Raw genomic sequence first — 25,084 nt, 5'->3', positions numbered from 1 at the left:
ATGGTTCGAACAGACCGGAGAACGTGCATGGCGAGCAACCTGACACTGACGGCGCCGGCCATAGGCGACGCGGCCCTGGACGACCAGGCCTATAGCAAGGTCGCCTGGCGGATCGTGCCGCTGATCATCGCGGCCTTCCTGGCCGCCTACCTCGATCGGGTCAATGTCGGCTTCGCCAAGCTGCAGATGGCCGCGGACCTCGGCCTCAGCGACGCCGTCTACGGGGTCGGGGCCGGCATTTTCTTCTTCGGCTACTTCATCTTCGAGGTCCCGAGCAACCTGATGCTGCACCGCGTCGGCGCCCGCATCTGGTTGGCGCGGATCATGGTCACTTGGGGGATCATCTCGGCGCTGACGATGCTGGTCCAGTCGCCGATGCAGTTCTACGTCGCGCGCTTCGCGCTGGGCCTGGCCGAGGCGGGTTTCATGCCCGGCGTGATCTACTACCTCAGCGGCTGGTTTCCGTCCCATCGCCGCGGCCGGGTCGTCGGCCTCTACTTTATCGGGCTCGGCCTCGCCGGTTTCGTCGGGGGGCCGCTCTCGGGCCTCATCCTGCACAGCATGTCGGGGGTCGCCGGGCTCGCCGGGTGGAAATGGCTGTTCTTGCTGGAGGCGGTCCCGAGCATCGCGGTCGGCATCGCCCTCTACCTGTTCCTCGAAGACCGGGTCGAGGACGCCGCCTGGCTCGGGTCCGACGAGAAGGCCGTGATTCAGGGGGACCTCGCGCGGGACCAGGCCAGGAAACCGGTGGTGCCGCTCGTCCGCCTGCTCCTCGACCGGAACGTCCTGCTGATGACCGGCATCTTCTTCATCGGCAACCTGTGCCTCTACGGCTTGGGCTTCTGGCTGCCGACGCTGATCGTGCATTCGGGCGTGAAAGATCCGCTGATGATCGGCATCATGTCGTCGGCGCCCAGCATCTGCGGGATTGCCACCATGGTGCTGGTCAGCCGGAGTTCCGATCTACGCGGCGAGCGGCGCTGGCACTTGGCGGCGCTCTTCCTCGTGGGGGCCGTCGGATTGACCCTGTCGGTCTTGTGGAGCAGCAGCCCTGTCCTGACGCTCGTGGCGCTCTGCCTCGCCACCATGGGCCTCACCTCGATCCCGCCGCTGTTCTGGAACCTGCCAACCGCCATCCTCGGCGGCGTGTCGGCCGCGGCCGGGCTGGCCGTCATCAACTCGTTCGCGAACCTGTCCGGCTTCTTCGGGCCGGCCATCGTGGGATGGGTGTCGACGGCCACGGGTGGTACAGGGGCCGCCATTCTGTTCCTCGCTGGCACGATGTGCGTAGCAAGTGGCATGATTTTCCTCATACCTGCGCGCCTCGTGAACCGGTAAAGACAGAAATGCCTCAGGCATTCCGAACCGATAAAGATCAGCGGATGAAATGCATCTCCATGTTCGGTGGAACTTTAGCAAGAAATTATTGGCACGCTCCAGGCCACTTCGTCGGACCGACCGGCTTCGACCCAACCTCGCCGTTGAAGAGCGGATTAGGTACCTCTCCGAAGCGGACGTCTAGCGTGTGTCAGGCTGTTGCTGACGCATGCCAGCTCGAAAGTGCGAGCCTTTTCACAGTCTTAAGTTGAAGCTTTGCTTCAACAACAGCCTGACAGGCTCTAAAGGGCGGCTCGCGTTTGCCGCTCGCGACCATCTGTCGTGACCAGTCTTCGCGAGCCCGAGGAGCCCCAGCGAGATCGGTACACGACCCTGCCGGAATATCCTGCGTGCCCATGCCCTCCGGCCAGCCGAAGCTCTCGGCCGGGAAGCTGATTTCCTGCATGCGTCCGGCCGCCATGAAGGCAACGCGATCGGGCGAGCCGCGCACGCACTCGATCTCTTGCGAGACGATCAGCATGGTGTCGTGCCGGGTGACGAGCTCGCAGACGACACTCACCAGCCGGTCATGACACGAACCGGGGGTCATTCTTCGGCGAACGGGCGCCCAATCGGGTTCGCGGGAAGTGGCGCAGGCGGGCGTGGATGTCGCCCTCGTAGTCGCGTCCCACGAAGCCGTTGGCCTGCTTCAGGGCCCCGACTGGCCGGGTGTGGCGGACCACCACGTCGTCGAGGATCGCGAACTGGCGCGGCCGCCGCGGCAGGAGGCTGCACCAGACGAGGTCGATCCCGCTTTCCCACCCATAGCCGAACAGCGGCTTCACGCGCTGGAGCGCCTCGGCCGAAGAGAACGGGCACATCATCTCGACCACGTTGACGTAGCGCAGCGCGAAAATGGGGTTGTGAAGCGTGCCCGCATAGGTCAAGTAGCTGTCCCAGGACAGGCTCGGCTGCCAGATCGACAGGCGTTGCTCCGCCCCGGCGGCGAAGTAGCGGCCGATCGCGTCGGCGCCCGCGAGGATGTCGTCGTCGATGAGGGCGACCCTGTCGTAGCGCACTACAACCTCGGCACAGCGCTCCAGCACGACGTCCCAGCCCTCCACCTTCCGGCCCGGCACGAGGGTCTGCATGACGCCGTCGGCCATGGGGTGCTCGGCCTCCTCGCAGTAGGACGCGACCAGGAGGTCGAAGCTGCGCGGCCCCGGCGGCGGGCGCCAGGCCGCATGGAGGCTGCGGGGTCCCGCCCGGGTGACGACGAGGTTGGCGTGGCCCATGGGCTAACCGGTCCGGAACGGGGGACGCGACCCCGACGTGCAGGCCGCCCCCGATCGTCGCGGGTTTCGCGCCCGCGTCGACGGTTCGGGCGGGCGGGCCGCATCGGCAGAACGGCGGCCCCGTCCGCCCGGAAGGCGTAGGGGCCGCCCCCTTGACAGGCCATCGACATACCTATCGATTGGTATGTAACTCGGAGGACGGCGTCGGGCATGACGGAGCGGCGGCACCAGAAGGACAGGAGCAACGAGACACGCGCCCTGCTGGTGCGCGCCACGGTCTCGCTGCTGCAGTCGGCGGGCTATGCCGGCACCACGACGGCGCTGATCGCGCGCGAGGCCGGCGTGACCACGGGGGCGCTTCACCACCACTATGCGGGCAAGGACGAGCTCATGATGGGCGTGCTCGATGCCGCGACGGCCCGCATCCGGTCCCTGCTCGACCGCTACGAGGCCCCAGCCCCGGCCCCGGGCGACGTCGACGCGCGCCGGCTCGTCGCTCACCTGTGGCAGGCCTACGGCGACCCGGCCTACTGGGCCGTGTGGGAGATCATCATCGGGACGCGCGCCAGCGGCGACGTCCACCGGAGCGTGGTGGAGCATCGGCGCGCCACGATCCAATCGGTCGTCCACCCCTGGATCGACCGCTGCATCGGTTCGGCCGCGGCGAGGCCGGAGGCGATGACCCTCTTCGAGTTCATGCTGATCGCCATCCGTGGCCTCGGGCTCGAGCGCTTCCTGCACCGCGACCCCGCCTATTTCGAAACCCACCTCGGCCTCCTGGCCGACCTGGTCGGCCCAAGGCTCGCCGCGCTCGCCGCCCCGGGCGGGCGGGCGGGCGCCGCCCGGCACGACTGCGAAAGGACCGAGCCATGATCCCTGCACCGGAGCACGACCGCGCCGGCCTCGCCCCCGGGACCGACGTCGGTCGCGGCCGGATCCTGCTCGGCGGCGCCATCGGCCACTTCATCGAATGGTACGATTGGGCCATCTACGGCTTCCTGGCCGGCGTCTTCGCCGTCCAGATGTTCCCCGCCGACAGCGCCGCGGCCTCGTTGATCGCCAGTTTCTCGGCCTTCGCGATCGGCTTCATCGGGCGGCCGGTCGGCGCCTTCGTGCTCTCGCCGCTGGCCGACAAATACGGGCGGCGCACGATGCTCTCCGCCACGATCGTCATGGCGGGCCTCGGCAGCCTCGTCATCGCGCTCTGCCCGACCTACGCCCAGATCGGGGCGGCGGCGCCCCTCGTCATCATCCTGGCGCGCCTGCTGCAGGGGTTCTCGGCCGGCGGCGAATATCAGATCGCCATCACGTTCCTGAACGAGCATGCGTCGCGCCGGCACCGGGCGCTCGCGGCCTCGCCCCAGCAACTGTCGATCGGGCTGTCGGTGCTGGCCGCGACCGCGGTCTCCAGCCTCGCGACCGGCGCCCTGCCCCCGGACGCGCTGGCCGCCTGGGGCTGGCGCGTGCCGTTCCTGCTCGGCGCGGTCCTGTCGCTCTTCGGCCTGTACCTGCGGTCTGGCATGCCGGAAACCCCGGCCTTCGAGAAGGCGCGGGTCGGCGCCGACGTGAAGCTGGGTTCGATCCTGGCCTCCATCCGGCAGTTTCCCAAGGAGGTGTTCATCGTCTTCGTCATCCAGATGAACGGGCTGCAATATTACCTGTGGCTGATCTTCCTGCCCACCTACGCCAACATCGTGGGCCATCTCGACCGCGCCTCGGGCTTCGCCGGCTCCATCCTGGCGAGCATCGCATATTGCATCGGCGTGCCGGTGTTCGCCGCGATCTCGGACCGGATCGGCCGCAAGCCCTTCCTCATCGGGGCCGCGGTCTGCTTCCTCGTCTTCACCTATCCCCTGCTGTCCATGCTGGCGGTGCCGAACCTCGGCTTCGGCACCTTCGCGTTCGTCGCCGTGGTGGGGTCGGTCTTCGTGTCGCTGAACAATGCGGTGCTCGGCACCGTCTTCGCCGAACTGTTCCCGACGCGCGTGCGCACCTCCGGCATCGGCATCCCCTACGCGGTCTGCGCGGCGATCTTCGGCGGCACGGCGCCGGCGGTGGCGACCTGGCTGCAGCAGGCGGGCGGCCCCCTCTACATCGCCCTCTACGTCATGGCGGTCTGCCTCGTCACGCTCCTCACCCATCTCGTCCTCACCCCCGAGACGCGGGGCCGGCCGCTCGATTGAGAGCCCCCGGACGTCCAGGAGACCCGAGACCATGCTCGTCATCCACCACCCCGACCAGGCGCTGCACGACCCCGCCGAAGTGTTCCGCACCGGCCGCTTCATCGCCCAGCCCGACCGGGCCGAGCGCTACCGCATCTTTCTGGACGTCGTCCGGCGCGGCCGGCACGAGATCGTCGAGGCCCCGCTCGACCGGGGCTCGGCCATCACCGAAATCCACGACCCCGCCTATGTCGAGTTCCTGCGCGGCGTCTACGCGCGCTGGCGGCAGCACCCCGACTACGGGCCGGTGGCGATCCCCAACGTGCACCCGACCCACCGCATGCATCGCAAGCCGACCGAACTGCTCGGCGAGTTCGGCTGGTACTCGAACTCGACCTCGTGCCCCATCGTCGAGGGGACCTGGCCCACCGTCTTCGCCAGCGCGCAGGTTGCCGTCCACGGCGCCGACCGCCTGTCGCGGTCGAGCGGCCCCGTCTACGCGCTGTGCCGCCCGCCCGGCCACCACGCCTATCCCGACCTGATGACCGGCGTGTGCTTCCTCAACAACGCCGCGATCGCGGCGCACCAGCTGACCAAGCGCTTCGGCAAGGTCGCCATCGTCGACATCGACGTGCATCACGGCAACGGCACGCAGTTCATCTTCTGGGAGCGGTCGGACGTGCTCGTCTGTTCGATCCACATCGACCCGAACCTGTCCGCCCCCTATTACGCCGGCCATGCCGACGAGGTCGGCGCCGGCGCGGGCCTGAACCTCAACTTCAACCAGCCGCTGGGGCTCGCCACGCCCGACGGGCCCTGGCTGGCAGCCATCGACGCCGCCCTGGCGCGGGTGCGCGACTTCGCCGCCGAGGCGCTCGTGGTGTCGCTCGGCTTCGACGCGGGCGAACACGACCCCTCGAACGCCTTCAAGATCACCGATTCGGGCTTCTCGGAGGCGGGGCGCCGCCTAGCGGAGCTCGGCCGCCCGACGCTGCTCGTCCAGGAGGGCGGCTACCTCAGCCCCGCGCTCGGCGGCAACCTCGACAGCTTCCTCGAGGGCATCGCGGGCGGTGGCTGAGCGGCGATCCCGCCGCCGCGCCTGGCGCCGTTGCCGAACGGGGCGCGGCGGGGCACCATGGCCTCCCGGCGCAGCCGCGCGCCCGCCGAACCGAGCGACCGCAAGCCCATGATCCACGAACTCCGCGTCTACACTACCCTGCCGGGCCGCCTGCCCAACCTGCTGGCCCGCTTCGAGAAGCACACGCTCGCGATCTGGGCCCGGCACGGCATCCGGCAGGCGGGGTTCTGGACCACCCTGGTGGGGCCGGACAGCAACGACCTGACCTACCTGCTGGCCTGGGAATCCCTCGGCGAGCGCGAGGCCAAGTGGAGCGCCTTCCTGGCCGATCCCGCCTGGATCGCGGCGCGCGACGAGAGCGAGAAGGACGGCCCGATCAACGCCCGCGTGTCGAGCTCCTTCCTCGCCCCGACATCCTTCTCGGCGGTGCGATAGCCCGCGCCCGCCCGCTCCGGAGGGCTCCATGAGCCGAACCCGTCGCCTTCGCCTCGGCGCCTTCATGCGGCCCGTCAGCATCCACACCGGCGCGTGGCGCTATCCGGGCGCCTATCCGGACGCGAACTTCAACTTCGCCCACATCAAGCGTTTCGCGCAGCGGCTCGAGGCCGCCAAGTTCGACGCCTTCTTCATGGCGGACCACCTCGCCGTGCTCAACATGCCGGTGGACGCGCTGAAGCGCAGCCACACGGTCACGTCCTTCGAGCCCTTCACGCTGCTCTCGGCTCTCGCCGCCGTGACGGAGCGGATCGGCCTCGTCGCCACAGCCTCCACCACCTTCGACGCGCCCTTCCACGTGGCGCGCCGCTTCGCCTCGCTCGACCACATCAGCGGCGGGCGCGCGGGCTGGAACATCGTCACCACCGCCAACCCCGACGCGGCGCTGAACTTCGGCCAAGACGAGCAGATGGACCACGGCGCCCGCTACCAGCGGGCCCGCGAGTTCTACGACGTGGTCACGGGCCTGTGGGACAGCTTCGCCGACGACGCCTTCGTGCGGGACGTCGAGGCCGGGACCTACTTCGACCCGGCCCGCATGCACGTCCTCGACCACCGGGGCCCGAGCCTGTCGGTGCGGGGGCCGCTCAACATCGCCCGGCCCGTGCAGGGCTGGCCCGTGGTGGTGCAGGCCGGCTCCTCCGAGCCGGGCCGGCAGCTCGCCGCCGAGACCGCCGAGGTGGTCTTCTCGGCCGAGCCCTCGCTCATGGCCGCCAAGGCCTTCTACGCCGACGTGAAGGGGCGCATGCGAACCCTCGGCCGCGACCCCGAGCACCTCAAGATCCTGCCCGCCGCCTTCCTGGTCGTGGGCGACACCGTCGAGGAGGCGCGGGCCAGGCGGGCCAGGCTCGACGCCCTCGTGCACTACGACAGCGGCATCGGCTCGCTGAACGGCATCCTCGGCACGGACGTGTCGGGCCACGACCCGGACGGGCCCCTGCCGGAGATTCCCGACACCAACGCCAGCAAGAGCGGCCGGGCCCGCATGGTCGAGATGGCCCGCCGCGAGAACCTGACGATCCGTGAGCTCGCCCAGAAGGCGGGCAGCTACGCGGGCCTCGCCTTCGTGGGGACGCCCGGGACGATCGCGGACGGCATGGAGGAATGGCTCGACGGAGAGGCCTGCGACGGCTTCAACATCATGGTGTCCGACCTCCCGGCCGGGCTCGACGCCGTGGTGGACCGGGTGATCCCGGAGCTGCAGCGCCGGGGGCTGTTCCGCACCGCGTACGAGGGCCCGACCCTGCGCGACAACCTCGGCCTGCCCCGGCCCGCCAACCGCTTCTTTCCGGACGCGTGAGGGCCGGGACGGGGCGCCGCCCCTGGGGTCTGTCAGGCTGCAATTGGAGCGAAGCTCCAATCGAAGCCATTGGACAGACTCACATTTTAGAGCTGGCGTGTGTCGGCAACAGCCCGACACACGCTAGTGGCTCTGCACTGGGATTATGACTCTTTGGCGGGTTGGGGATAGGCCTGGGCGAGTTTGGCTCTGGCGTGGTCGGTGGTGAACATCCAGTTGATCCTCTCCCCGCTCTGATTGCGCTGTTGCTCCCAGGCTGAGACCTCGCGTTGCAAGGTGGCACGATCGGGGATGCTCCGGTCGATGCTTTGGGTGCGCAGAACGCCGATCTCGATCTCGACCATATTGAGCCAGCTTGCGTGCTTCGGCGTGTGATGGAAATCCAGGCGGCGCAGGATGCGATGGGCCTCCTGCGCCGGGAAGGCGTCTTAAAGCGCGCCTGGCGAGTGGCTGGACAGATTGTCCAGCACGACCCTGACCCGATCTGCATCCGGATAGTGAAGGTCGACGAGATCGCGCATGCAGTGGGCGAAGTCGATTGCGGTCCGTCGATCAGTGATCTTCACCTTGCGCCAGGAGCGATGGGCATCGACGAAGACGAACAGGTTGGCGGTCCCATTGCGCCTGTACTCGTAGTCGTAACGCTCCAGCCGGCCCGGCTTGGCCGGGACAGGCTGGCGCGCCTCACCGATCAACTGCATCGGGCTCTCGTCGAAGCAGACGACGGGCCGTTTCGGATCGGGCTTCTCGGCATAAAGATCGAGGACATCCTCCATGCGGGCCACGTAGGTTCCGTCGATCTGCGGGATGCACCACATGTCGCGGCGCCAGGGCTTGAGGGCGTTCTCGGCCAAGCGCCGACGCACGGTCTCGCGCGATAGCGCGTCATGCTCCGTCAGGTTCACCATGGCGTCGGCCAGCAAGGTCAACGTCCAACGCTTGCGGCCAGCAGGCGCCGCCGAGCAGGCCGTCGCGACAAGAAGGGCCTCGTCGCGGTTCGACAGCTTGCGGGCGCCGCCCAGCCGAGGCTGCTCGGACAGGGCAGCTTTTAGGCCCTCCTCGACAAAGCGGCGCTTGGTCCGATAGATCGTCGATCCGCTGAGGCCGAGGCTCTTCGCCGATGCCGGCGTCGTCCATCCCGGCATCGGCGGCCAGCAGGATCTGGATCCGCTTGAGCCGGCGGACGGCGATCCTGCCACCGCTCGACAGGGCCGTCAGTCGCTCACGTTCGTCCTGGTCCAGCTCCACCCGGTACTTTACGTTCATCGCTGCCCCCGATCTGGATGGCAGCAGGGATGAATCAGAATAAAACCGCCGCAAACCCCATAGTCTCAGACAAGCAGGGGCAGTATCTCGCCTTTATCCACGCCTACACGATCGTGCTCGGCCGACCGCCCGCCGAAGCCGACCTGCAACGTCACTTTTGCGTGACGCCGCCTTCCGTCCATCAGATGATCCTCGCCCTCGAACGAGCCGGTTTCATCACCCGCACGCCTGGAACGGCCCGGTCCATCCGGCTCCTCGTCGACCCTGGGATCCTGCCCACCCTCAGGAGTGCCAACGAGCAAACCGTCAAATCCACTGTGCAAAGCCACTAGGCTGCCGGGCAGCGAGAAGCGTCTGCTCCACACTTTTCCAGACCCGAAGCGGACCGTCTGCACACCACCCACTTACGACATGGCGTGCAAATCATACATATAACGGGACAACAGGCTCGCTCAGGCCCTGTTCTGGATGACGGCGAGCTTGCGCGCCGCGCCGCGTCGCGCGAGCAGGCGCTCGCCGTAGCGCGCCACCATAGCGACCGACTTCCAGCTCCCGGCCTGCATCACCTCACCGAGCTCGAGGCCGGCCGCCAGCATGTCCTGGGCGGCGCCGACCCGCGTCGAGTGACCGGAGTGCGGTCGCCCCGTCTTGAGCTCCGCCGCCGTGGCCAGCCGTCTGAAGATGCGCGGCACCTCCTGTGCCTCCAGTGCCGTATCGCCCGCCCTGCTCCACCGCGACACCGGCCGGAACAACGCCCCCCGCTGGGGAGCGCCGATCGCGGCGAGGTAGGCGCGAAGGGAGCGAAGCGTGTCCGGGGCGAGGAACTTGATCATCCCCTCACCGCCCTGGTCGGTCTTCGACTTTCGCACCAGGATCGTACCTCCCTCGTCCGGCGTCGGCGCGAGGTCCTCTATATATAAAGACACGAGTTCCGAGCGGCGGAGTAGCGTGTCATAGGCGACCGCGACGAGCGCCGCGTCCCGCAGGTCGATCGCCTTGGGATCGGCCCCCTGCCCGGCGGCCGCAAGCATGCGGTCGAGCGCCGGGCGGTTCAGCGGCTCCGCCTGTCGCTGCCGGCCACCCTTGGACCGCGCCATGCGCCGGAGCGCGAGGCGAACGGGCTGCGCCGACGTCGGCGGAGCAAGACCGGCGGCACGGTGCATCGCAGCGATCGAGGCACAGTACCGCCGCACGGTCGCCGGAGCCCGGAGTTCGGCCATCGCGTCGACGAAGTCGGCCACCGTCTCGGGCATCGCCGGCAGCGTCTCCCTGCCCTGCCCCGCGCACCACGCCGAGAACACGCGCGAGTCCGCGCGCAGCGCGCGCTCGGTGTTCGGCGCGAAGGCGCCCGCGGCCGCACGCGCGTGATCCTCGAGCCGCGCGGCGATCGTCGCGGGATCGGCCGGCTGCCCGGCGGCCTCGGGGACGGTCAGGCTTCGGTTCGGCACGAGCGGGGAGATCATCGCGCCACCCTGCCGCCCCCGACGGTGCTAGTCAACGATAAACTTCATTATCGTTGACAAGCCCGAGCGGTTCGTGTTCCGAGGTCCGATCGGACCCGTCGCCGCTCGATGCCGGGCGGGGATGAACTTTGCCGGCCGGAGAACCATCTGCTTGGCCTAGCGGATGGAGACGGCCCATGTCCGGGACCAGGAGCAAAGACACGGAGTTCACGCTCAAGACCAGGAACACCCTGGCCGAGAGGGCGGGCTTCGAATGCAGCGTGCCCGGCTGCGGCAAGCGTACGATCGGCCCCGGTGCGGACGCGGACGAGACGTCGAGCATAGGACGCGCCTGCCACATCTACAGCGCGGGCGTACATGGACCCCGAGGCCGTGGCGGCTTGACCGAGGAGCAGCTCTCTGATCTCGAGAACGGCTTCTGGGCCTGTGCAGATCACGGTGACATCATCGACAACAACAAGGGTAAGGAGTACCCCGTTGGCTTGCTGAAATATTGGAAGGAGCTCCACGAAGAGAAGATCCGCAATCTGGTTTCCGGTCTCTGGAAGACGACATGGATCGAGGAGATCCACTTTCACAGAAGTCCGTTGTTCGTCCCGGATCTTAGGGTCAAGCTGGGCAAGGTCACCGTACTCTCCGGTCAGAACGGGGTAGGCAAGTCGGCCGTCTGCGAATGGGTGAGCGCGCTTCGCCAGCCCCGGCTCCTCGATCGTTGGACGAGGCGCAACTCTCGCGACGGGCTCGACATGACCATGAAGGTCGGAGGCAAGGGAGGGTGCGCGGTCGCGTTGTCCATCGAGCGCGGTGGACCCGAACACTGGCGGAGGGACGGCGTGCGGCAGGTCAGCTCGCCGTTCGCGTTCGACGTAGTCTACCTGCACCAGCGGTCCATCGACTCCAGGTCCCACGACGACGTCACGGGGTTGGCCGAGGCGTTTGGCGTCGACAGGGCCACCATCGAGGGCATCTCGGGCGCCGTCAGCACCGGGAGCAGCAAACGATTCCGCGACATGGTGATCGAGGATGAGACGGACGACGAATACGACGACGGAGATCGGCCTGCCGAGGGGCAAGCACCACGGGACGTTGCGCCGCGGCAGAGGCTCGTGGTCGAAACCTACCACCGGCAGGAGCGTCGCAGGCTGACGACCTTCGGTGGCGGCGTGCAAGCAGAGGTGCTCCTCGCGTTCGCAGCAGAGCTGGCGAGACACAAGAGCGTCGACGTACCTACCGTGCTCGTCATCGACGCCGGCTCCTGGGGTCTTGACTCGACGACGTTCAGATGGGTGGCCGACGTGATCGACGACTGCAGCAAATGCTGCCAGGTCATCCTCATCGAACCGATGTGTGGGAAGCATCGCCAGGAGATCGACCGCAGGGAGTGGGTCCAATACGTGCTGAGCATCAACCAGGACGGACAACACGCCGGCTTGACGACCATCACCCCACGATGATGCGAGCCGACTGGCCCAGATCGCACATGGCATCCCCGAAGTGCTCTTGCGCAAGGTCGTCGAGGTGAAGCGCCTCCGCGTCGAGAGCGTCCCGGCGACCGCGGCCAGGCTCCTGGCCCGTAGGGTCGCCTGCTGAGCCGTCTCGGGTCCGTCCAACAGCCTAAAACCCGGCAAGGCGGGGAGAAGGGCGAGGAGAGCGGTCCGACTTAGCTGGCACTGCTCTGCAAGCGACGGCCCACATGGGTCCGGTGTGCCATCGGGACGCTGCTACTTCTTGCTGAGGCACGGCCGCAAAGCACCCGTCCGCATCGGCGGACGGGGCCCATGACCATCATCCGTCTCGAGCACCCCTCGACCTCCCCGGCCCCCATCACGCACCGCTCGGACGGAGTGCGGGAGCGACCCGCTCCAACCAGACCCGGATCTCGGGTGGCACGGCCTCCCCATCGTCGCGGAGGTCGTAGAGGAGTCGCGTCCCGAGCTGGATCCTGCAGAGCGTGAAAGCCTCGTCGGAGGTCCGGCTGTTGTCGACGAGCAGCGCGGCATCGGCGACGGCCAGAGCGTCGGCGTTGGCCGCCTGGGTGCGAGGGAACCGCTCGAGCAGCTTGGCGGCGTCGACGGCGTGCCCCCTCCGGCCACCCGTGTGGACACACGGGCGACGGAGAGCTGAGGGCTCGACAGGCCCACGAAGACGAGGACGACGAAGTAGCCCTCGCGCTGCATCTCCCGGATCCGGTCCGCCTTCGACTCGAAGGTCCCGTCCCCGCGAGGTTTCCAATGCGAGAAGACGGTCTCCATGGCGAAGGGGACCTGATGAACCATGGCCTGGACCACGAACGCCTCGACGCCCTTCTGGGCGATCCTCATCCAGCTCTCGTCCCTGTCCCGGAGCTCCGACGCCCAACCAGGGAGGCGTCGCTGTACGTCTGGCTCGGGCAGGATCGACATCATCATGCGATCGGCGTTGACCAGCGGGACGCGGATCTAAGGTGCCAATCGCTCGTACAAGAGCGTCGACTTGCCCGATCCGTTGTGCCCGGCGAGGACGATGGCGAGCGGTTTGCCGGATCCGGCCTACGCGGCAAGGACCTGATCCACCGCCTCCCCGAGCGTCGTCGGCAAACCTCAGAGAGCCTTGAACTCGCCGTCGACCAAGACCCCGCTCTGGCGAGCGCCGTCGAGCACGCGGACGAGGCGATCGGGATGGTGCGGGTCGGCGTGGTAGAGGGGCACCCCCCTCGCAACGTCCAGCTTGACGCCTGGCGCTGACAGCGCCGCCCCCATGCGATTCAGCGCCGAACGCCCCCGTTCGACGTTCTGGGCCGCCTCAGCCGTGTTGATGGGATCATGCTCCAGGCTCACGGACCCGAAACGAGCGACCTTGGTTTCGATCGGCCCGTAGGCGTCCGCCTCGCCGGACAACGACTTGATGCGCATGACCCGCCGACCGCCCGGCGTCACGCCCGAGCGACCCGTCGCGATTGCGTGATCCTTGGCTCGCGCCATGACAACGACCCGTGTTCCGAGAAGGCCGGAGCACGACCCCCGGCGGCACCACACCGCGCTCGCCGCTCAGCGGCGACGTGCGCGATAGCGTAGCCCACGTAATGTGGTCCGAGTTCCCCGGGAGGTAAAGTCCCGCACCCGTCGCATGGGCCTTTCGTAGGACGGCTCAGATGCGCGTCGGACGGCGACCAGTCCATGCGGATCGTCAGTACCCCGCCACCTGTATCCCGACGGGCGACCTCAAGGCCGGCTCGACGCCGGCCCATCTTGACGCGGCGTCCCGTTTGTTCCCTATTTGTTCTTATCCGAACAGGAGGGCCAACGTGCAGGCGATCGACATCATCGTGGGGCTGCCAATGCCGCTCCCCTTGCTGGCCAAGCCCGTGCGCGCCGGCTACCCGAGTCCGGCCGACGACTTCATCGAGGAGGAGATCGACATCCAGCGACTACTCATCACGAACCGGCCGGCCACGTTCCTGGTGCGCGTCTCCGGCGACAGGATGGTCGGCGCGTGCCTGTTCGACGGCGACCTCGCCGTGGTGGACCAATCGCTCGAGCCGCGGGACGGCGACGTCGTGGTGGTCGATGTCGACGGTGATCGCTCCTTCAAGATCTGGGGCCGGCGCGGCGGCCGCGTCAGCCTCGCATTCGCCAACCCTGCGTATCCCGCCTTCGGCCTCTCGGCCGACGCACTCGTCGAGGTCTGGGGCGTCGTCGCCAGCAGCATCAGCCCGCAGCGCCGGGCGGCGCGGCGGTGAGCCAAGTGCTCGCCCTCATCGACGGCAACAGTTTCTACTGCTCGTGCGAGCGGGTCTTCGACCCCAGGCTCAAGCGAGTGCCCGTCATCGTGTTGTCGAACAACGACGGCTGCGCGATCGCGCGCACGGCAGAGGCCAAGGCGCTCGGCATCGCCATGGGCGACCCGTGGTTCAAGATCCGGGACCGCTGCAGGTGCGACGGGATCAGGGCCTTCTCGTCCAACTATGCGCTCTATGGCTTTTTGTCGGCCCGGGCCTCCGCACGGATCGGCGCGACGGTGTCTCGCGCGCACCTCGATCGGAGTGCGCGTGGTCCGACCGACCATGGCGGCGGTCCTCGAGCCGGTCTCGTTGGCGGACGCCGCGAAGCGTCCATCTCGTCGTGCATCGCTCCGGAAGCCACCCGCACCGCCGAAGGCGTCGCCGGAATGCGGCGTCGTCCCGTCAGCTCAGTTGACGTTTCCGATCGAAGTTGACATCTTACCGATATTGCCCATTCGGAGAGCATGGGATGTTGCCTTGGGACTACGACGCGGAACTCACCGCCGATCGCCTCACCAAGATCGCCTCGCTGTTGGCCGTCGGCCGGCGGGACGCCGTCGAGCGGCACGATCCGTCCATCGGCGACAACCGCTGGACGTTGGGCGTCTGCGCGTACTCGTTCGCTCGCCACCGCATCGCTGAGGCGGCCGGAACGGCAGGCTTCGAGTGGCTGTCCGTCGTCGACTCCGGGGCGCGCTTCGTCTTCAAGATCGGAGCCCGACCGATGCGCTTCTGGCGTGGGAACCCCCACCATCCCGGCCCGCGCGTGAGCTGCCCGACGCCGATGGAGCAACTGCGGCTCGACTTCGGCGCTGGCGACGACCGCGCGGACGTGCTGTTCCGCATAGGGGTGATCGAGGACGACGAGGGAGTCTTCGTGCAGGCCTGCTTCGTCGCCCTCCTCAACCGGGAGCCCGAGACCGTCTGGCCCATCCCGCTCGACCGTGTCGCGCTCCCCCTGGTCGCCGTCGACCACGAGCGTTCCGAGGGACGGGAGCTGCCGCCTCCGTCGGTGGGCCTGCACGAGGATGCCGTCGAGGCACCGCACGAGCGTCAGGCCTGACCCAGGCGCGAGAAGCATGTCGTCGAACACGCGCTTTCATGGCGACAGGCTGCGCCTCGCCCGCCTCCTGTCAAGCCTCTCGCTGGACGAACTTGGCGAACGTGTCGCCGCGAGCCGGCAGTATCTCCACCAGCTTGAGACGGAGGCGAAGTCACCGTCCCAGGACATGCGCGTCGCGCTCGCCGCCGCCCTCGGCGTGCTCCCGTCATTCTTCAGTTTCGCGCTGACGAGCCCGGTCCGTGAGGACCATTGCCACTTCAGGCGTCTGTCCACTGCGCCGCGCTCTCTCACGTCGCAGGCCGCGGCGCGCGGCACGCTGGTGGAGATGCTGGTAGAAGCCATCGAGGAGAGGGTGCGCCTTCCCGTCGTCGACGTGCCCGACCTAGGCAGGCCCGACGACGCGGAAGGTGTCGAGCGCGCGGCTGAGCGCGCTCGGGTGCATTGGCGACTGGGCGACGAGGGACCCATAACCAACATGACGCGCGTCGTCGAGAACGCGGGAGTCGTCGTCGTCCACCTGCCCGGGATCTCCGAGCGGATCGACGCGCTGTCGATCGCCCGGCGTCGGCCGATCATCGTCCGCGCCACCGCGAAGAAGGCGGCGGTTCGCCTGCGGTTCGACATCGCTCACGAGTGTGCTCACCTCGTCATGCACCAGGGCGTCGTAACGGGGGACGCCGCTACGGAGGATCAGGCACACAGGTTCGCCAGTGCCTTCCTGATCCCACGCGGCGCGTTCGCCAAGGAGTTCCCCCGCTCGAGGCGGGCTCTCGACTGGTACGGCATCTTCGGGATGAAGCTCCGGTGGCGCGTGTCGGCCAGGGCCATCACGCGGCGGGCCTACGATCTCGGCCTCATCGACGCCGCGCAGTACAGGACGGCGAACGTCCACCTCGTGAAGACCGGGCAGTCAAAGGTCGAGAGGTACGACGACGAGCTCGATCCGGAGCGGCCCGAGCTTCTCCCCTCGGCTGTCAGGCTTCTGCGAGATCGCGATCCCGGGGCCTTGCCGGCCATTCTCGACCAGCTGGGGCTATGCGCCCAGCTGGTCGAGCAGGTGCTCGACCAAGTGCCGATCGGGCCACGCCCGTCCGTCACGACGAAAGCTGCGGATCACGCCAACGACGACTAGGTGACGCTTCGCGACCAGCTCTCCTCGACTCCCGCCAGGACCTCCACAGACGATGGATGCACCCCGAGACCCGCAAAGGTCGGCCACCCCGGCGGCACCTCCAAGGGGAGACGAAGGCAGGTCGGCGGTGGATGCGCTGCGGGGCTATGGGTTCCAGATCTACGGGAGCGTGCTGGCGTGGACCTGCCTCGCCGAGGAGGAGGTGCTCCACCTCGAACTCGTCGAGGACTACGCGACCGCGCTGCACGCGACCCAGGCCAAGGACACCCGAGGGTCCGGGAGCGTTACGCTCAACACCACGGGCGTGATCCAGGCCATCGATTCGCTCGTGGACCTGACCGACCGCAACCCGGAGCGGGCCGTCCACCTCCGCTACATGACGACCTCGCCGATCGGTCTCGAGGCTAGCCAGGGCGACCGGGTCGAGGGCGAGCCGGGGCTGGCGTACTGGGGACGTGTCGCGGCCGGCGGGGCCGATCCCGGGCCGCTGTTGCGTCGACTGCGCGCGATGCCTCTGAAGGCGAGGACCAAGGCGCTGCTGGCGAAACCACGACGACGACACCCTCGTCCGCTGCCTGGTCTCTCGCCTGCATTGGGACTGCGGTCGCGGCGGCGTCGATGCGATCCGCCTCCACTTCGTCTGTCTCGATCATGCGTCGGTTCCTCCGTGCTCGCATCGTCGCCCGCACCGACGGCGACGCCATGGCGCCGCTTCGGACGGCCCTCGACTCCGCGATCCGACCGAGGGGGAGCCGAGCGACGCCGGCCTCATCCATGGCCACCAACTCGGACCACGGCCTGTGTTGCCACGCCCGCGACCTGTGACCAGGGCGGGCGCTGGTCACCTCCCGCGGATCGGGACGGCCCATCGACGGCTGGAGACCGAGACTCTGGCGATGCTTGGCTGGGGCAGATTCACGTGTAGGCTAAGCTCGGCGTGTCCAAGATCCGTCCCGGAACCGACCAGACATGAGACCTGACGAAGTCCCGGCGGCCGTCCGCCTGTCGCACGAGATCCCGAAGCCAAAGGACTGGCAGTCCTTCGAGCGGGGGTGCCTCATCCTCTTCAGAGCGGAGCTGCGCGATCCGACGATGCAGAGCTTCGGCCGTGGTGGACAAAACCAAAGAGGCATCGACCTGGTCGGACGCCGGGAGAACCGCCCTGGGCACTCCGTCGGCGTTCAGTGTCGCCGCACGACAAAGCACGATAGTCCCGAAAAGATCCTCTCCGATTGCAGGGCCGCCATCGGGCTTGGCCTTGATCTTAAAGAGCTCATCTTCGCCACCACGGCGCCCAACGACGTGAAAGCCACCTTAACCGCCCGCACCGTCGAGAATGAGTTGAGGGCCGACGGTCACGACCTGAGGGTCGTCATCCTCGGATGGGGCAACCTCGAGGAAATGATCGCGCGGCATGAGGAGGCTTATCGTTTCTTCTTCCCCGCCGTGCGCCCCGATGTTCCTGACCCCGTCGCAAAGGCCGAGGCGCACCTGGCGACCATGCCGCTCGACGCCTTGCCCGATGGCGGCCTGCCGTCGCTCCACCTATTGCCATGGCCGCGCAACCTTTCCTTCGTCGGGCGCAAGTGCGATCTGCTGAGCTTGGCGAGACAGCTGCACGCGAATCGCGCGGCGGCCGTCGGTCAGAGTCCAGTCCTCACCGGGATGGGCGGTCTAGGCAAGTCTCAGCTCGCCGTGGAGTTCGCTTACCGCTACGGGCACTGGTTCGCCGGCGGCGTCTTCTGGGTGGATTGCGCCGTGCCATCCGCTGTGGCGGAGGCCGTCGCGGCCTGTGGCCTCGTCCTCTACCCCAACCAGCCTGGCTTCAGCGCCCGGCCGTTGCCCGAGCGCGTCGCCCTGGTCAGGGACGCCTGGGCGGGCAACCTTCCTCGCCTCCTCATCTTCGACAACTGCGAGGACGAGGCGCTGGTTGACGCCTGGGCGCCCAAAGCCGGTGGTTGTCGGGTTCTCATCACAGCGCGGCGCCAGTCCTGGTCGGCAGCGCGCGGCATCGTCGCGGTGCCGCTCGGCATACTGGAACGGTGCGAGGGCCTCGCTCTCCTCCGCCACCATCGCCCGGACCTGCGGATAAACGACCCCGACCTCGACGCCATAGCCGAGGAACTCGGCGACCTACCGCTAGCTCTGGAACTTGCGGGGCGGTACTTGGCCCGTTACCGTGACGAGTCGGCCGGGGTGCCCCACGCCTACCTCGACGCTCTGCGGGCGGACCTGCTCACCCATGCCTCGCTAGCAGTGGAGGACCCTGAGGCGCCGGGGCAGACCCGGCCGCTGACTCCCCATGAGGCTAACCTCGCTCGCACCTTCCTGGTGAGCCTAAACCGGCTGCGGGTCGAGCGTCCGGACGATGCGCTGGCTCGCGACCTGTTCGGCCGCGCGGCTTGCCTATCGCCCGGCGCGCCGATCCCACGCTTCCTGCTCAAGCGCTGCGCCGGCATCGAGCCCGAGGACGCCGCGGCAGGTTTGCCCTTCGCCGATGCGCTGACGCGACTCGCAGAACTGGCGCTGGTCGAGCCCGCGCGGGAGGGTGCAATCGTGCTGCATCGCCTCCTCGCCGCTTTCGGCCGGGCGCGCCTGGACCAGGGCTCCACCGTGCGGTCGGCCGTTCAGGAGACCCTTGCAGCCGAGGCTCGCCATTGGCTGTTGCATAACGACCCGTCGCCGTTGCGGACCTGGTCGGTGCATCTCATCGCGGCCGCGGTGGAGGCTCGGCGAGACGGGACGCTGACTGCGGCTCGCCTCGTCAACGAAGCCAGCTACTACAGCCTGCTCGAGGGAGATCCAAAGCTGGGCCAAAGCCTGATCCAGGACACGCTGCCCCGCTTGGAAGCCAACTTTGGCCGTAACCATCACATGGTCGCCGTCATCCTCGGCACTCTGGGCAAGGTGCAGAGCAGTGTCACCGACCTGGCCGCCGCAGAGGCGAGCCACACCCGCGCGCTCGACATCTTCGAGGGGGCCGAAGACCCCGACCAATCCCAAATCGCTGTCACCCTCGGTAACCTGGGTAACGTACAGCGCGAGCGCGGCGACCTTGAAAGTGCCGAGGCGAGTCACACCCGCGCGCTCGAGATCAAGGAAAAGCTTTTCGTACTCGCTCCAAACAGTCCCTCAATAGCCCGCTCCTTGGGAAATCTCGCCATCGTGCAGCGGCAGCGCGGAAAGCTCGTCGAGGCGGAGGCGAGCCAGACCCGCGTTCTGGTCATCTTGAGGAATTCCTACGGGCGAAAGCACCCCGACGTCGCCCGCGCTTTCTTGAACCTGGGCAACGTGCAGCTTGAGCGCGGCAAGCTGCCAAGCGCGCAGGCGAATCAGAAGCGCGCCCTGGCGATCCTCCGAAAAATCCACCTTGGCGATCATTCCATTATCGCTTACGCGCTCGGCGGTCTCGGCAACGTTCAGGAGATCCGCGGCGATCTGGCCGGCGCGGAGGCAAGCCAGACCCGTGCGCTAGCGATGAAGGAACGTCTCTTCGGGTTGGACCATCCAGAGGTCGCCATCACGTTGACCAACCTGGGCGGTGTGCACCGTTCCCAGGGCCGGACGGCGGAGGCGTACGCCGAATGTTCGCGCGCCCTGCCGATCCTAACGAAGGCGTTCGGTGAGCAGCATGCCCACACCCTGGAGGCTCGGAAGCTGATCGAGGAGCTAGACGGGAAGACTTGACCAGGGAGGAACGAGCGATGGTGCATCAGATCGTGGCGCCACCCGCGGGCGCCGCACCCGTAAGCGGCGAGCTGGTGGTCAAGACGGTGAGAGCCACAGAGTGCTGATGGAAGCGTTGGCGCGCAGGCTTGGGGCCGAGAGCAGCGCGGAGCAACTCTCGCGTGCCAATTGACGGAGAAGGTCGCCGCGGAGGCGAAACTCGCGGAGCAGGAGATGGGCGTCTCAACGCTCTTCGTCGCGCACGGCTTTCTCGAGTAGTACCAGAGCGACGATTCCGACAAGAAGGCCTACGCGCCGCTCCTCCTGCTGCCCGTCCGGGTCATCAAGCAGAAGCAGAAGGGTCGGGCGATCTATCACCTCGCCGCGAGCGAGGGCGGCGTGGAGCCGAACCTCAGCCTGCGGAAGTACGTCGAGCAGAACTTCGGGCGCCAGATCCCCGAGCTCGACGCAGGCGGAGAGGACGCCGCACCTTCGGTCTACGCCTACCTCGACGAGGTTTCGGCGGCCGTCGAAGGCCTGAAGCGGTGGCGGGTGCGCCGGTGGCTGGTGCTCGGGCACTTCAACTTCGGACGCTTCGCCATGTTCGCCGACCTCGATCCCGAGCGGTGGGGCGGCCCGGTCGAGAACGCGCTGGTGCGCTCGATCGTCAGCGGGACCGAGCAGGGCCGGGATCCCGAGGCGCTCCCGGGTGTCACGGAGGACTACGAGATCGACGATCCCGAGCTCGAGACCGAGAAGGTCGTCAAGCGGCTGGAGAAGATCAGGCGGCGGCCCCCGCCGGCCGTCGCCAGCTACCGCGCGCTACGCGGGGCCGTCCGGGAGACCGACGGTCGGGAGGAGGACACTGTCGGCAACGTCCCGGAGCCTCGGCCCGAGGCATTGTCGGATCTCGTCACCGACGGCGACCGCTCCTCTGACGCGGCTGCCCTGGAGGAAGGCCCTTGACCTTAGCCGAGAACTGGTAGACGCGGAGCTCACGACGGTTGCGTCCGAGCCGCGCGGGAGCGCAGCCCCGGTGCCGCCGGTCCGCGGCGGCGGGCCCGGACGCGACCGAGATGACGCAGCCCGACATCCGAAGCCATGCCCAGCGACCCCGACGCGGTCCGACGCCTTCTCGCGGACCCTCACCTGCGCTCACTTGCACGTTCTCTGTGGGGCGAGACAGAGCTCCGGGGCGCGGCCGTCATGGTCGGGGCCGGGATGAGCAGAAACGCCGTCCGCCTGGACCCGACCAGCCCCCGTCCCCCGCTCTGGAGCGGCCTCCTGCGCCCCATGCTCGCCGAGTTGGGCGCGCAGGGCGAGGCCGGGCTCGCACCCCTGGACCTGGCGGAGCGGTACGAGGAGACGTTCGGCCGCGGGAGGCTCGAGGGGCTGATCCGGGGCGTGGTGACCGACGACGCCTGGGAACCCGGCCGGCTCCACGAGCGACTGCTCGGCTTGCCCTGGACCGACGTGCTCACCACGAACTACGACACGCTGCTCGAGCGGGCGGCCGGACGCATCACCGGGATCCGCTACGAGCCCGTACTCACGCCCGAGGACGTCGCGCGCACGCGCTCGCCGCGCGTCGTCAAGCTGCACGGCAGCCTGCCCTCGCACACGCCATTCGTCATCACGGCGTCGGACTACGCGGCCTATCCCACCCGCTTCGCCCCGTTCGTCAACCTCGCGCGGCAGATCCTGCTCGAGAACGACGTGCTCATGGTCGGCTTCTCCGGGGACGACCCTAACTTCGTGAACTGGACGGGATGGGTGCGCGCCGAGATGGACCGCCACGCCCGCACGCTCTTCCTCGCGGGCACGCTCGACCTCGATGACGCCGGGCGAAACCGGCTGCGAGAGCGAAGCATCGTACCCGTCGACCTGGGCCCGCTCGTGCCGGATCGGGACGGTGATCAGGATGGGAGGAACGCACGCGCCCTCGAACTACTCGTCGACGCGCTCCAAAGAGCCAGACCGCCGTCCCCCGGTGACTGGCCAAGCCGTTTCGACTGGCCGCCACCTATGGCTCCGGCGGATGGCCCGGCGAGGCCGCCCGACGCATTCCTCGACCTTGACGACGCAGACTTCGCGGGAACCTACGTGGAGCGCTGCGCGCCGCGCTGGCGGACGGAGCGGGAAACCTACCCGGGCTGGGTCGAGCCGCCGCCGCGCGTCGCCGACGGGATCCGGACGGGGTTGGCCGACCACCTGCGCTCCCTGAGGCTCGGCCTGGGGCGGATCCCACTGCCTGCGCGCCGCCGCGTGCTCGCCGATGTCATCTGGCGGGTCGACCTCGCCCACGCGTCGCTGGATGACGGGGAGCTCGCGTGGCTCGCGGGAATGATCGCGGCGCCCGGCGACGCGTCGGACCGCGACGACCGGCTGCTGTTCGGCCGCGTCCTCCTTCGGGAGCACCGCGAGAGGGAGGACAGGGAGGGCTTCGACCGCTGGCGCGCCTGGCTCGCGGCCGGCGCGGACGGCGACCGCGAGACGACTGCCGCGCTCGCCTACGAGGAGTCGCTGTGGTGGCGAGACCGGCTGTCCTACGAAAGGCTCCGGACCTTGATCCCCGAGGTCCGGGGCGACGACCCGCTCTGGCACCTGAGACGGTCCGCACTCTGGGGCGAACTCGGCGAGGGCCGGGAGATGGTCGCCGCGGTGCGGGAGGCCTGGCTGTCCGTCGCGGCCACGGTCCCGCGCGCGAGGCGCTCCGTATGGTTGCGCTCCCGCCTTGCGTGGGCAGCCTGGGTCGCGAACGCGGTGACGAGGTCGGTCGGGCCTGACGAGAGGGTCGAGGAGTTCGTGGTGGCCGGACTCGACGGAGCGGACCCGTCCAGGGGCCTCGACCCCTCCTGCGAACCCTGGGACGTGGTGACGGGGCTGGACGACGCCGTCGCCGCAGCCGAGGGAAGGCTCCAGCGGGATCGCGCATCGGTCACGTCGGGCTTCGACGCCGGCGTCACCCGCGGCCCGGGGCTGATCCTGCGCGTCGCCCACCGGGCGACGGTCGAGCGCCTAGTCGTGCGCACCGTCGATCACGTCGGTATTCCGCCGGCGAGCGGGTCCGTGGGCATGACCGCCGGCCGCATCGCCCGCGCCGTCCTGGCCTCGAACGGCTCCGGGCACCTCGAAGCGATGCGGAGCCTACTGGCGGCGAGCCGGGGCTCCCGAGCGTTGGACGACATCGGTTTCGACCGCGTCGGGATCGCCCGCATGGACGACGCCACCGTCGCGGAGCTGGCTGCGAGGGTCGAGGCGGCCGTGGTCGCCCTGGCCAGGCGCGTTCCTCAGGCCGACGCATGGGAGCGGCCCGCGGCAGCCGCGGCCACGCCCTTGGCGACCCTTGTCGAACTGCTCTCCAGGGTCGTCGTCCGTCTCCCTGGGCCAAGGGTGGCGTCGATCGTCGAACGCGCGTTGGCCCTCTCAAGGCAGGACGCCTCGCGCGTCCGCGACGCCGCCGCCCCCCTGGGAAACCTGATCCGACGGGCCCTCGACGCCCTCCCGGCCGAGGAGCGGACGAGCTTTCTCGCCGATGTCGTCGCTTTCCCACTGCCGTCCGAAAGGGGCGTGGAAGCGTTCCCGCTCAAATGGCCTGCCCCGCTCTTGGAGGTGGACTTCGCGGCGGGCGCACAGGGACCGGACCTGTCGCGGGCCGTGGAACGCATGCTCGCCGTCGCTTCCTCCAACGATCCCGTCGACGCCCCCTCCGCGGTGCGCAGACTGTCCCGCCTGAACGCCTGGTCGCTCCTGACCTCGGAAGAGCGGGCCACCTTCCACGCCCTCGTCTGGGAGAGGCGCGGCTCGGGAGGCCTGGCTGCCTGGGGGATGGCGGGCGTCGAGGCCCTGTGCGAGGTCGCCTCGCCCGACACGGCCGAGGGGGTCGCGTTCGTTAGGACGCAGGTCAACGAGCGTCTTGTCGACGAGGCGGGACCGTCACCCGTGGCGCTCCGTCTGCTCAGCCGCCTCGGCGCGCCTGACGGCGGGAGGGTCGCGCGAGTGTTGTCGACCGAAGAGGTTATGGCGGCCGTCGACCGGCTCCTCGCCTGGCGCGGTCCGGCGCGGGATCGCGACGTGCCCGACCTGTTCGGCCTGTCGGAGCGCCTAGCGCGGGACCGCTTCGAGGGCGCCACGACGGTCCTGGTCCGCACCCTCCTGCCTGCCCTCGAGCCGGGGGACCTTGACGAGGCACTCGTCCGGCGGTGGCGCGAGTTGGTCGCCGAACCGCCGAGCGAGAGCCACCTCACGATCCTCCCTCACCTTGTCCGACTGGGGGTCGTGCCCGCGGAGGCCGCCGGCGAGACGATCCAGAGGGCTGCGCTGGACGGCGAGCGGTCCCGGTCGAACAAGGCCCTGCTCGCGATCGAGGCCTGGCTCGACCTCGGCGAGGCCTCGGCCGTGCCGTCCGAGCTCGTCGACGAGGTCGTCTCGCTGGTCGCTCTGCGCGTAGGAAATGCCATGCCGGCGGCGCTCCGAATCGCCGCGCGCATGGTGGACGAGGGGCGCGTCACGCCGGGACGGGCCCGTCGCCTCGATGTCGGCCTCGCCTGCCTGGCGCGGGAGGCGACCTATGAGGCGGGTCCGGCGGACGAGACCGGGAGATCGATGCTCGGGCTGGTCCGGGCGGGCGCGGTGACGCTGGCGGGGTCTCTCCTGCGACGGGCGCCTGACGACGTCACGGCGGCAAACTGGCTTGAGGCAGGGAGGGTCGACCCGCTGCCCGAGGTCAGGCAGGCGGCCGCGGCGTTCGACGCCCACGCGCCCGGCAGGTAGCGGCTCGATCCTCCCCGCCCCTTGCCGAGCGATCCGCCGCGGCGACTGGATGAAGGGCGCAGGCTGGCGGCCACCCGCCATACGCGTCCGAAACGTCGAGACCCGGTGAACTCACCTCGGACGCCGCCGCATGCCCGCCGAGGGTTGGGCCGGCCTCGTCATCGAGCAGCGTCTCGACGACAAGACCGGGCCTCGGGGCGACGCGTCGCCTGTCCCATGCTCGTTCTCTAGTCCCTGCGCAATGGAGCGGCTCTACGGCGACGTGCTCGCGGTTTGGCGTCCCTGGGCTACCTGGTCGAGGAGTTCGAGGGCGA

At 68.8% G+C, this 25,084-nt stretch carries 17 protein-coding genes and 3 pseudogenes; 15 read left to right on the top strand and 5 right to left on the bottom strand.

Annotation, left to right across the window (positions count from 1 at the left end):
* Positions 1 to 27 precede the first annotated feature (27 nt).
* Entirely contained in the window at positions 28 to 1,338 is a 1,311-nt protein-coding gene (locus D3272_RS12920; protein ID WP_129219611.1) for an MFS transporter, read from the top strand.
* Positions 1,339 to 1,528: 190 nt separating this feature from the next.
* Here the strand turns inward: D3272_RS12920 and D3272_RS12915 are convergent, their stop codons facing one another.
* Positions 1,529 to 1,897, bottom strand: coding sequence for an ATP-binding cassette domain-containing protein (locus D3272_RS12915; protein WP_129219610.1), 369 nt, complete (start codon positions 1,895 to 1,897; stop codon positions 1,529 to 1,531).
* A 7-nt stretch (positions 1,898 to 1,904) separates the two neighbouring features.
* Positions 1,905 to 2,612, bottom strand: a complete 708-nt coding sequence (locus D3272_RS12910) for a hypothetical protein (protein ID WP_129219608.1) — start codon at positions 2,610 to 2,612, stop codon at positions 1,905 to 1,907.
* A gap of 210 nt (positions 2,613 to 2,822) precedes the next feature.
* Between D3272_RS12910 and D3272_RS12905 the strand changes: the two genes are divergently transcribed.
* The 5 genes from D3272_RS12905 to D3272_RS12885 all read left to right on the top strand — a co-directional run bounded on the left by D3272_RS12905 (position 2,823) and on the right by D3272_RS12885 (position 7,647).
* Positions 2,823 to 3,485, top strand: a complete 663-nt coding sequence (locus D3272_RS12905) for a TetR/AcrR family transcriptional regulator (RefSeq protein WP_129219607.1) — start codon at positions 2,823 to 2,825, stop codon at positions 3,483 to 3,485.
* Positions 3,482 to 4,795 carry an MFS transporter gene (locus D3272_RS12900; protein WP_129219606.1) on the top strand — a complete coding sequence of 438 codons (1,314 nt, stop codon included), beginning with the start codon at positions 3,482 to 3,484 and terminating at the stop codon, positions 4,793 to 4,795. Before D3272_RS12905 ends, D3272_RS12900 begins: the two co-directional genes overlap by 4 nt.
* 31 nt (positions 4,796 to 4,826) lie before the next feature.
* Entirely contained in the window at positions 4,827 to 5,852 is a 1,026-nt protein-coding gene (locus D3272_RS12895; protein WP_129219605.1) for a histone deacetylase family protein, read from the top strand.
* 108 nt (positions 5,853 to 5,960) lie between these two features.
* Entirely contained in the window at positions 5,961 to 6,287 is a 327-nt protein-coding gene (locus D3272_RS12890; protein ID WP_129219604.1) for an NIPSNAP family protein, read from the top strand.
* 28 nt (positions 6,288 to 6,315) lie between these two features.
* Positions 6,316 to 7,647: an LLM class flavin-dependent oxidoreductase gene (locus D3272_RS12885; RefSeq protein WP_129219602.1), complete on the top strand. Its 1,332-nt coding sequence runs from the start codon at positions 6,316 to 6,318 to the stop codon at positions 7,645 to 7,647.
* Between the two features lie 143 nt (positions 7,648 to 7,790).
* Here the strand turns inward: D3272_RS12885 and D3272_RS12880 are convergent.
* Positions 7,791 to 8,913, bottom strand: a pseudogene (locus tag D3272_RS12880) (IS630 family transposase).
* Positions 8,914 to 8,942: 29 nt separating this feature from the next.
* Here D3272_RS12880 and D3272_RS12875 point away from each other — a divergent pair.
* Entirely contained in the window at positions 8,943 to 9,245 is a 303-nt protein-coding gene (locus D3272_RS12875; RefSeq protein WP_129219600.1) for a LexA family protein, read from the top strand.
* Between the two features lie 120 nt (positions 9,246 to 9,365).
* Here D3272_RS12875 and D3272_RS12870 read toward each other — a convergent pair whose 3' ends face one another.
* A complete protein-coding gene (locus D3272_RS12870; protein ID WP_129219599.1) occupies positions 9,366 to 10,376 on the bottom strand; it encodes a tyrosine-type recombinase/integrase in 1,011 nt (336 codons plus the stop codon).
* 176 nt (positions 10,377 to 10,552) lie between these two features.
* Between D3272_RS12870 and D3272_RS12865 the strand changes: the two genes are divergently transcribed.
* On the top strand, positions 10,553 to 11,830 hold the full coding sequence (locus D3272_RS12865; RefSeq protein WP_129219598.1) for an AAA family ATPase: 1,278 nt from the start codon (positions 10,553 to 10,555) through the stop codon (positions 11,828 to 11,830).
* Positions 11,831 to 12,955: 1,125 nt separating this feature from the next.
* On the opposite strand, the gene D3272_RS12855 is transcribed toward D3272_RS12865, so the two are convergent.
* A complete protein-coding gene (locus D3272_RS12855) occupies positions 12,956 to 13,336 on the bottom strand; it encodes a hypothetical protein (RefSeq protein WP_129219596.1) in 381 nt (126 codons plus the stop codon).
* A gap of 356 nt (positions 13,337 to 13,692) precedes the next feature.
* Here D3272_RS12855 and D3272_RS12850 point away from each other — a divergent pair, with 356 nt between their 5' ends.
* From D3272_RS12850 to D3272_RS12820, 7 genes and pseudogenes are all read left to right on the top strand, one after another.
* The gene (locus D3272_RS12850; protein WP_129219744.1) at positions 13,693 to 14,094 is read left to right on the top strand and encodes a LexA family protein; all 402 of its coding nucleotides are present in this window, start codon (positions 13,693 to 13,695) and stop codon (positions 14,092 to 14,094) included.
* Positions 14,091 to 14,357: pseudogene (locus D3272_RS12845) on the top strand (Y-family DNA polymerase); the annotation flags it as partial. The gene D3272_RS12850 and the pseudogene D3272_RS12845, both read left to right, overlap by 4 nt.
* A gap of 248 nt (positions 14,358 to 14,605) precedes the next feature.
* On the top strand, positions 14,606 to 15,199 hold the full coding sequence (locus D3272_RS12840) for a hypothetical protein (RefSeq protein WP_129219594.1): 594 nt from the start codon (positions 14,606 to 14,608) through the stop codon (positions 15,197 to 15,199).
* 16 nt (positions 15,200 to 15,215) lie between these two features.
* On the top strand, positions 15,216 to 16,331 hold the full coding sequence (locus D3272_RS12835; RefSeq protein WP_207210205.1) for an XRE family transcriptional regulator: 1,116 nt from the start codon (positions 15,216 to 15,218) through the stop codon (positions 16,329 to 16,331).
* A 969-nt stretch (positions 16,332 to 17,300) separates the two neighbouring features.
* Complete coding sequence (locus D3272_RS12830) at positions 17,301 to 20,018, top strand: tetratricopeptide repeat protein (protein WP_129219593.1); 2,718 nt, start codon at positions 17,301 to 17,303, stop codon at positions 20,016 to 20,018.
* 270 nt (positions 20,019 to 20,288) lie between these two features.
* Positions 20,289 to 20,963 (top strand): annotated as a pseudogene (locus tag D3272_RS12825) (DUF4011 domain-containing protein); the annotation flags it as partial.
* Between the two features lie 255 nt (positions 20,964 to 21,218).
* On the top strand, positions 21,219 to 24,770 hold the full coding sequence (locus D3272_RS12820) for an SIR2 family NAD-dependent protein deacylase (protein ID WP_165361333.1): 3,552 nt from the start codon (positions 21,219 to 21,221) through the stop codon (positions 24,768 to 24,770).
* Positions 24,771 to 25,084 lie beyond the last annotated feature (314 nt).

The organism is Lichenibacterium ramalinae, assembly GCF_004137085.1.
Taxonomy (GTDB): domain Bacteria; phylum Pseudomonadota; class Alphaproteobacteria; order Rhizobiales; family Beijerinckiaceae; genus Lichenihabitans; species Lichenihabitans ramalinae.
This window is presented reverse-complemented; position numbering and strand designations above follow the sequence as displayed.

Coding starts and splice junctions, on each gene's coding strand:
- D3272_RS12920 (WP_129219611.1), top strand. CDS start 28: ATGGCGAGCAACCTGACACTGACGGCGCCGGCCATAGGCGACGCGGCC.
- D3272_RS12910 (WP_129219608.1), bottom strand. CDS start 2,612: ATGGGCCACGCCAACCTCGTCGTCACCCGGGCGGGACCCCGCAGCCTC.
- D3272_RS12905 (WP_129219607.1), top strand. CDS start 2,823: ATGACGGAGCGGCGGCACCAGAAGGACAGGAGCAACGAGACACGCGCC.
- D3272_RS12900 (WP_129219606.1), top strand. CDS start 3,482: ATGATCCCTGCACCGGAGCACGACCGCGCCGGCCTCGCCCCCGGGACC.
- D3272_RS12895 (WP_129219605.1), top strand. CDS start 4,827: ATGCTCGTCATCCACCACCCCGACCAGGCGCTGCACGACCCCGCCGAA.
- D3272_RS12890 (WP_129219604.1), top strand. CDS start 5,961: ATGATCCACGAACTCCGCGTCTACACTACCCTGCCGGGCCGCCTGCCC.
- D3272_RS12885 (WP_129219602.1), top strand. CDS start 6,316: ATGAGCCGAACCCGTCGCCTTCGCCTCGGCGCCTTCATGCGGCCCGTC.
- D3272_RS12875 (WP_129219600.1), top strand. CDS start 8,943: ATGAATCAGAATAAAACCGCCGCAAACCCCATAGTCTCAGACAAGCAG.
- D3272_RS12870 (WP_129219599.1), bottom strand. CDS start 10,376: ATGATCTCCCCGCTCGTGCCGAACCGAAGCCTGACCGTCCCCGAGGCC.
- D3272_RS12865 (WP_129219598.1), top strand. CDS start 10,553: ATGTCCGGGACCAGGAGCAAAGACACGGAGTTCACGCTCAAGACCAGG.
- D3272_RS12855 (WP_129219596.1), bottom strand. CDS start 13,336: ATGGCGCGAGCCAAGGATCACGCAATCGCGACGGGTCGCTCGGGCGTG.
- D3272_RS12850 (WP_129219744.1), top strand. CDS start 13,693: ATGCCGCTCCCCTTGCTGGCCAAGCCCGTGCGCGCCGGCTACCCGAGT.
- D3272_RS12840 (WP_129219594.1), top strand. CDS start 14,606: ATGTTGCCTTGGGACTACGACGCGGAACTCACCGCCGATCGCCTCACC.
- D3272_RS12835 (WP_207210205.1), top strand. CDS start 15,216: ATGTCGTCGAACACGCGCTTTCATGGCGACAGGCTGCGCCTCGCCCGC.
- D3272_RS12830 (WP_129219593.1), top strand. CDS start 17,301: ATGAGACCTGACGAAGTCCCGGCGGCCGTCCGCCTGTCGCACGAGATC.
- D3272_RS12820 (WP_165361333.1), top strand. CDS start 21,219: ATGAGCAGAAACGCCGTCCGCCTGGACCCGACCAGCCCCCGTCCCCCG.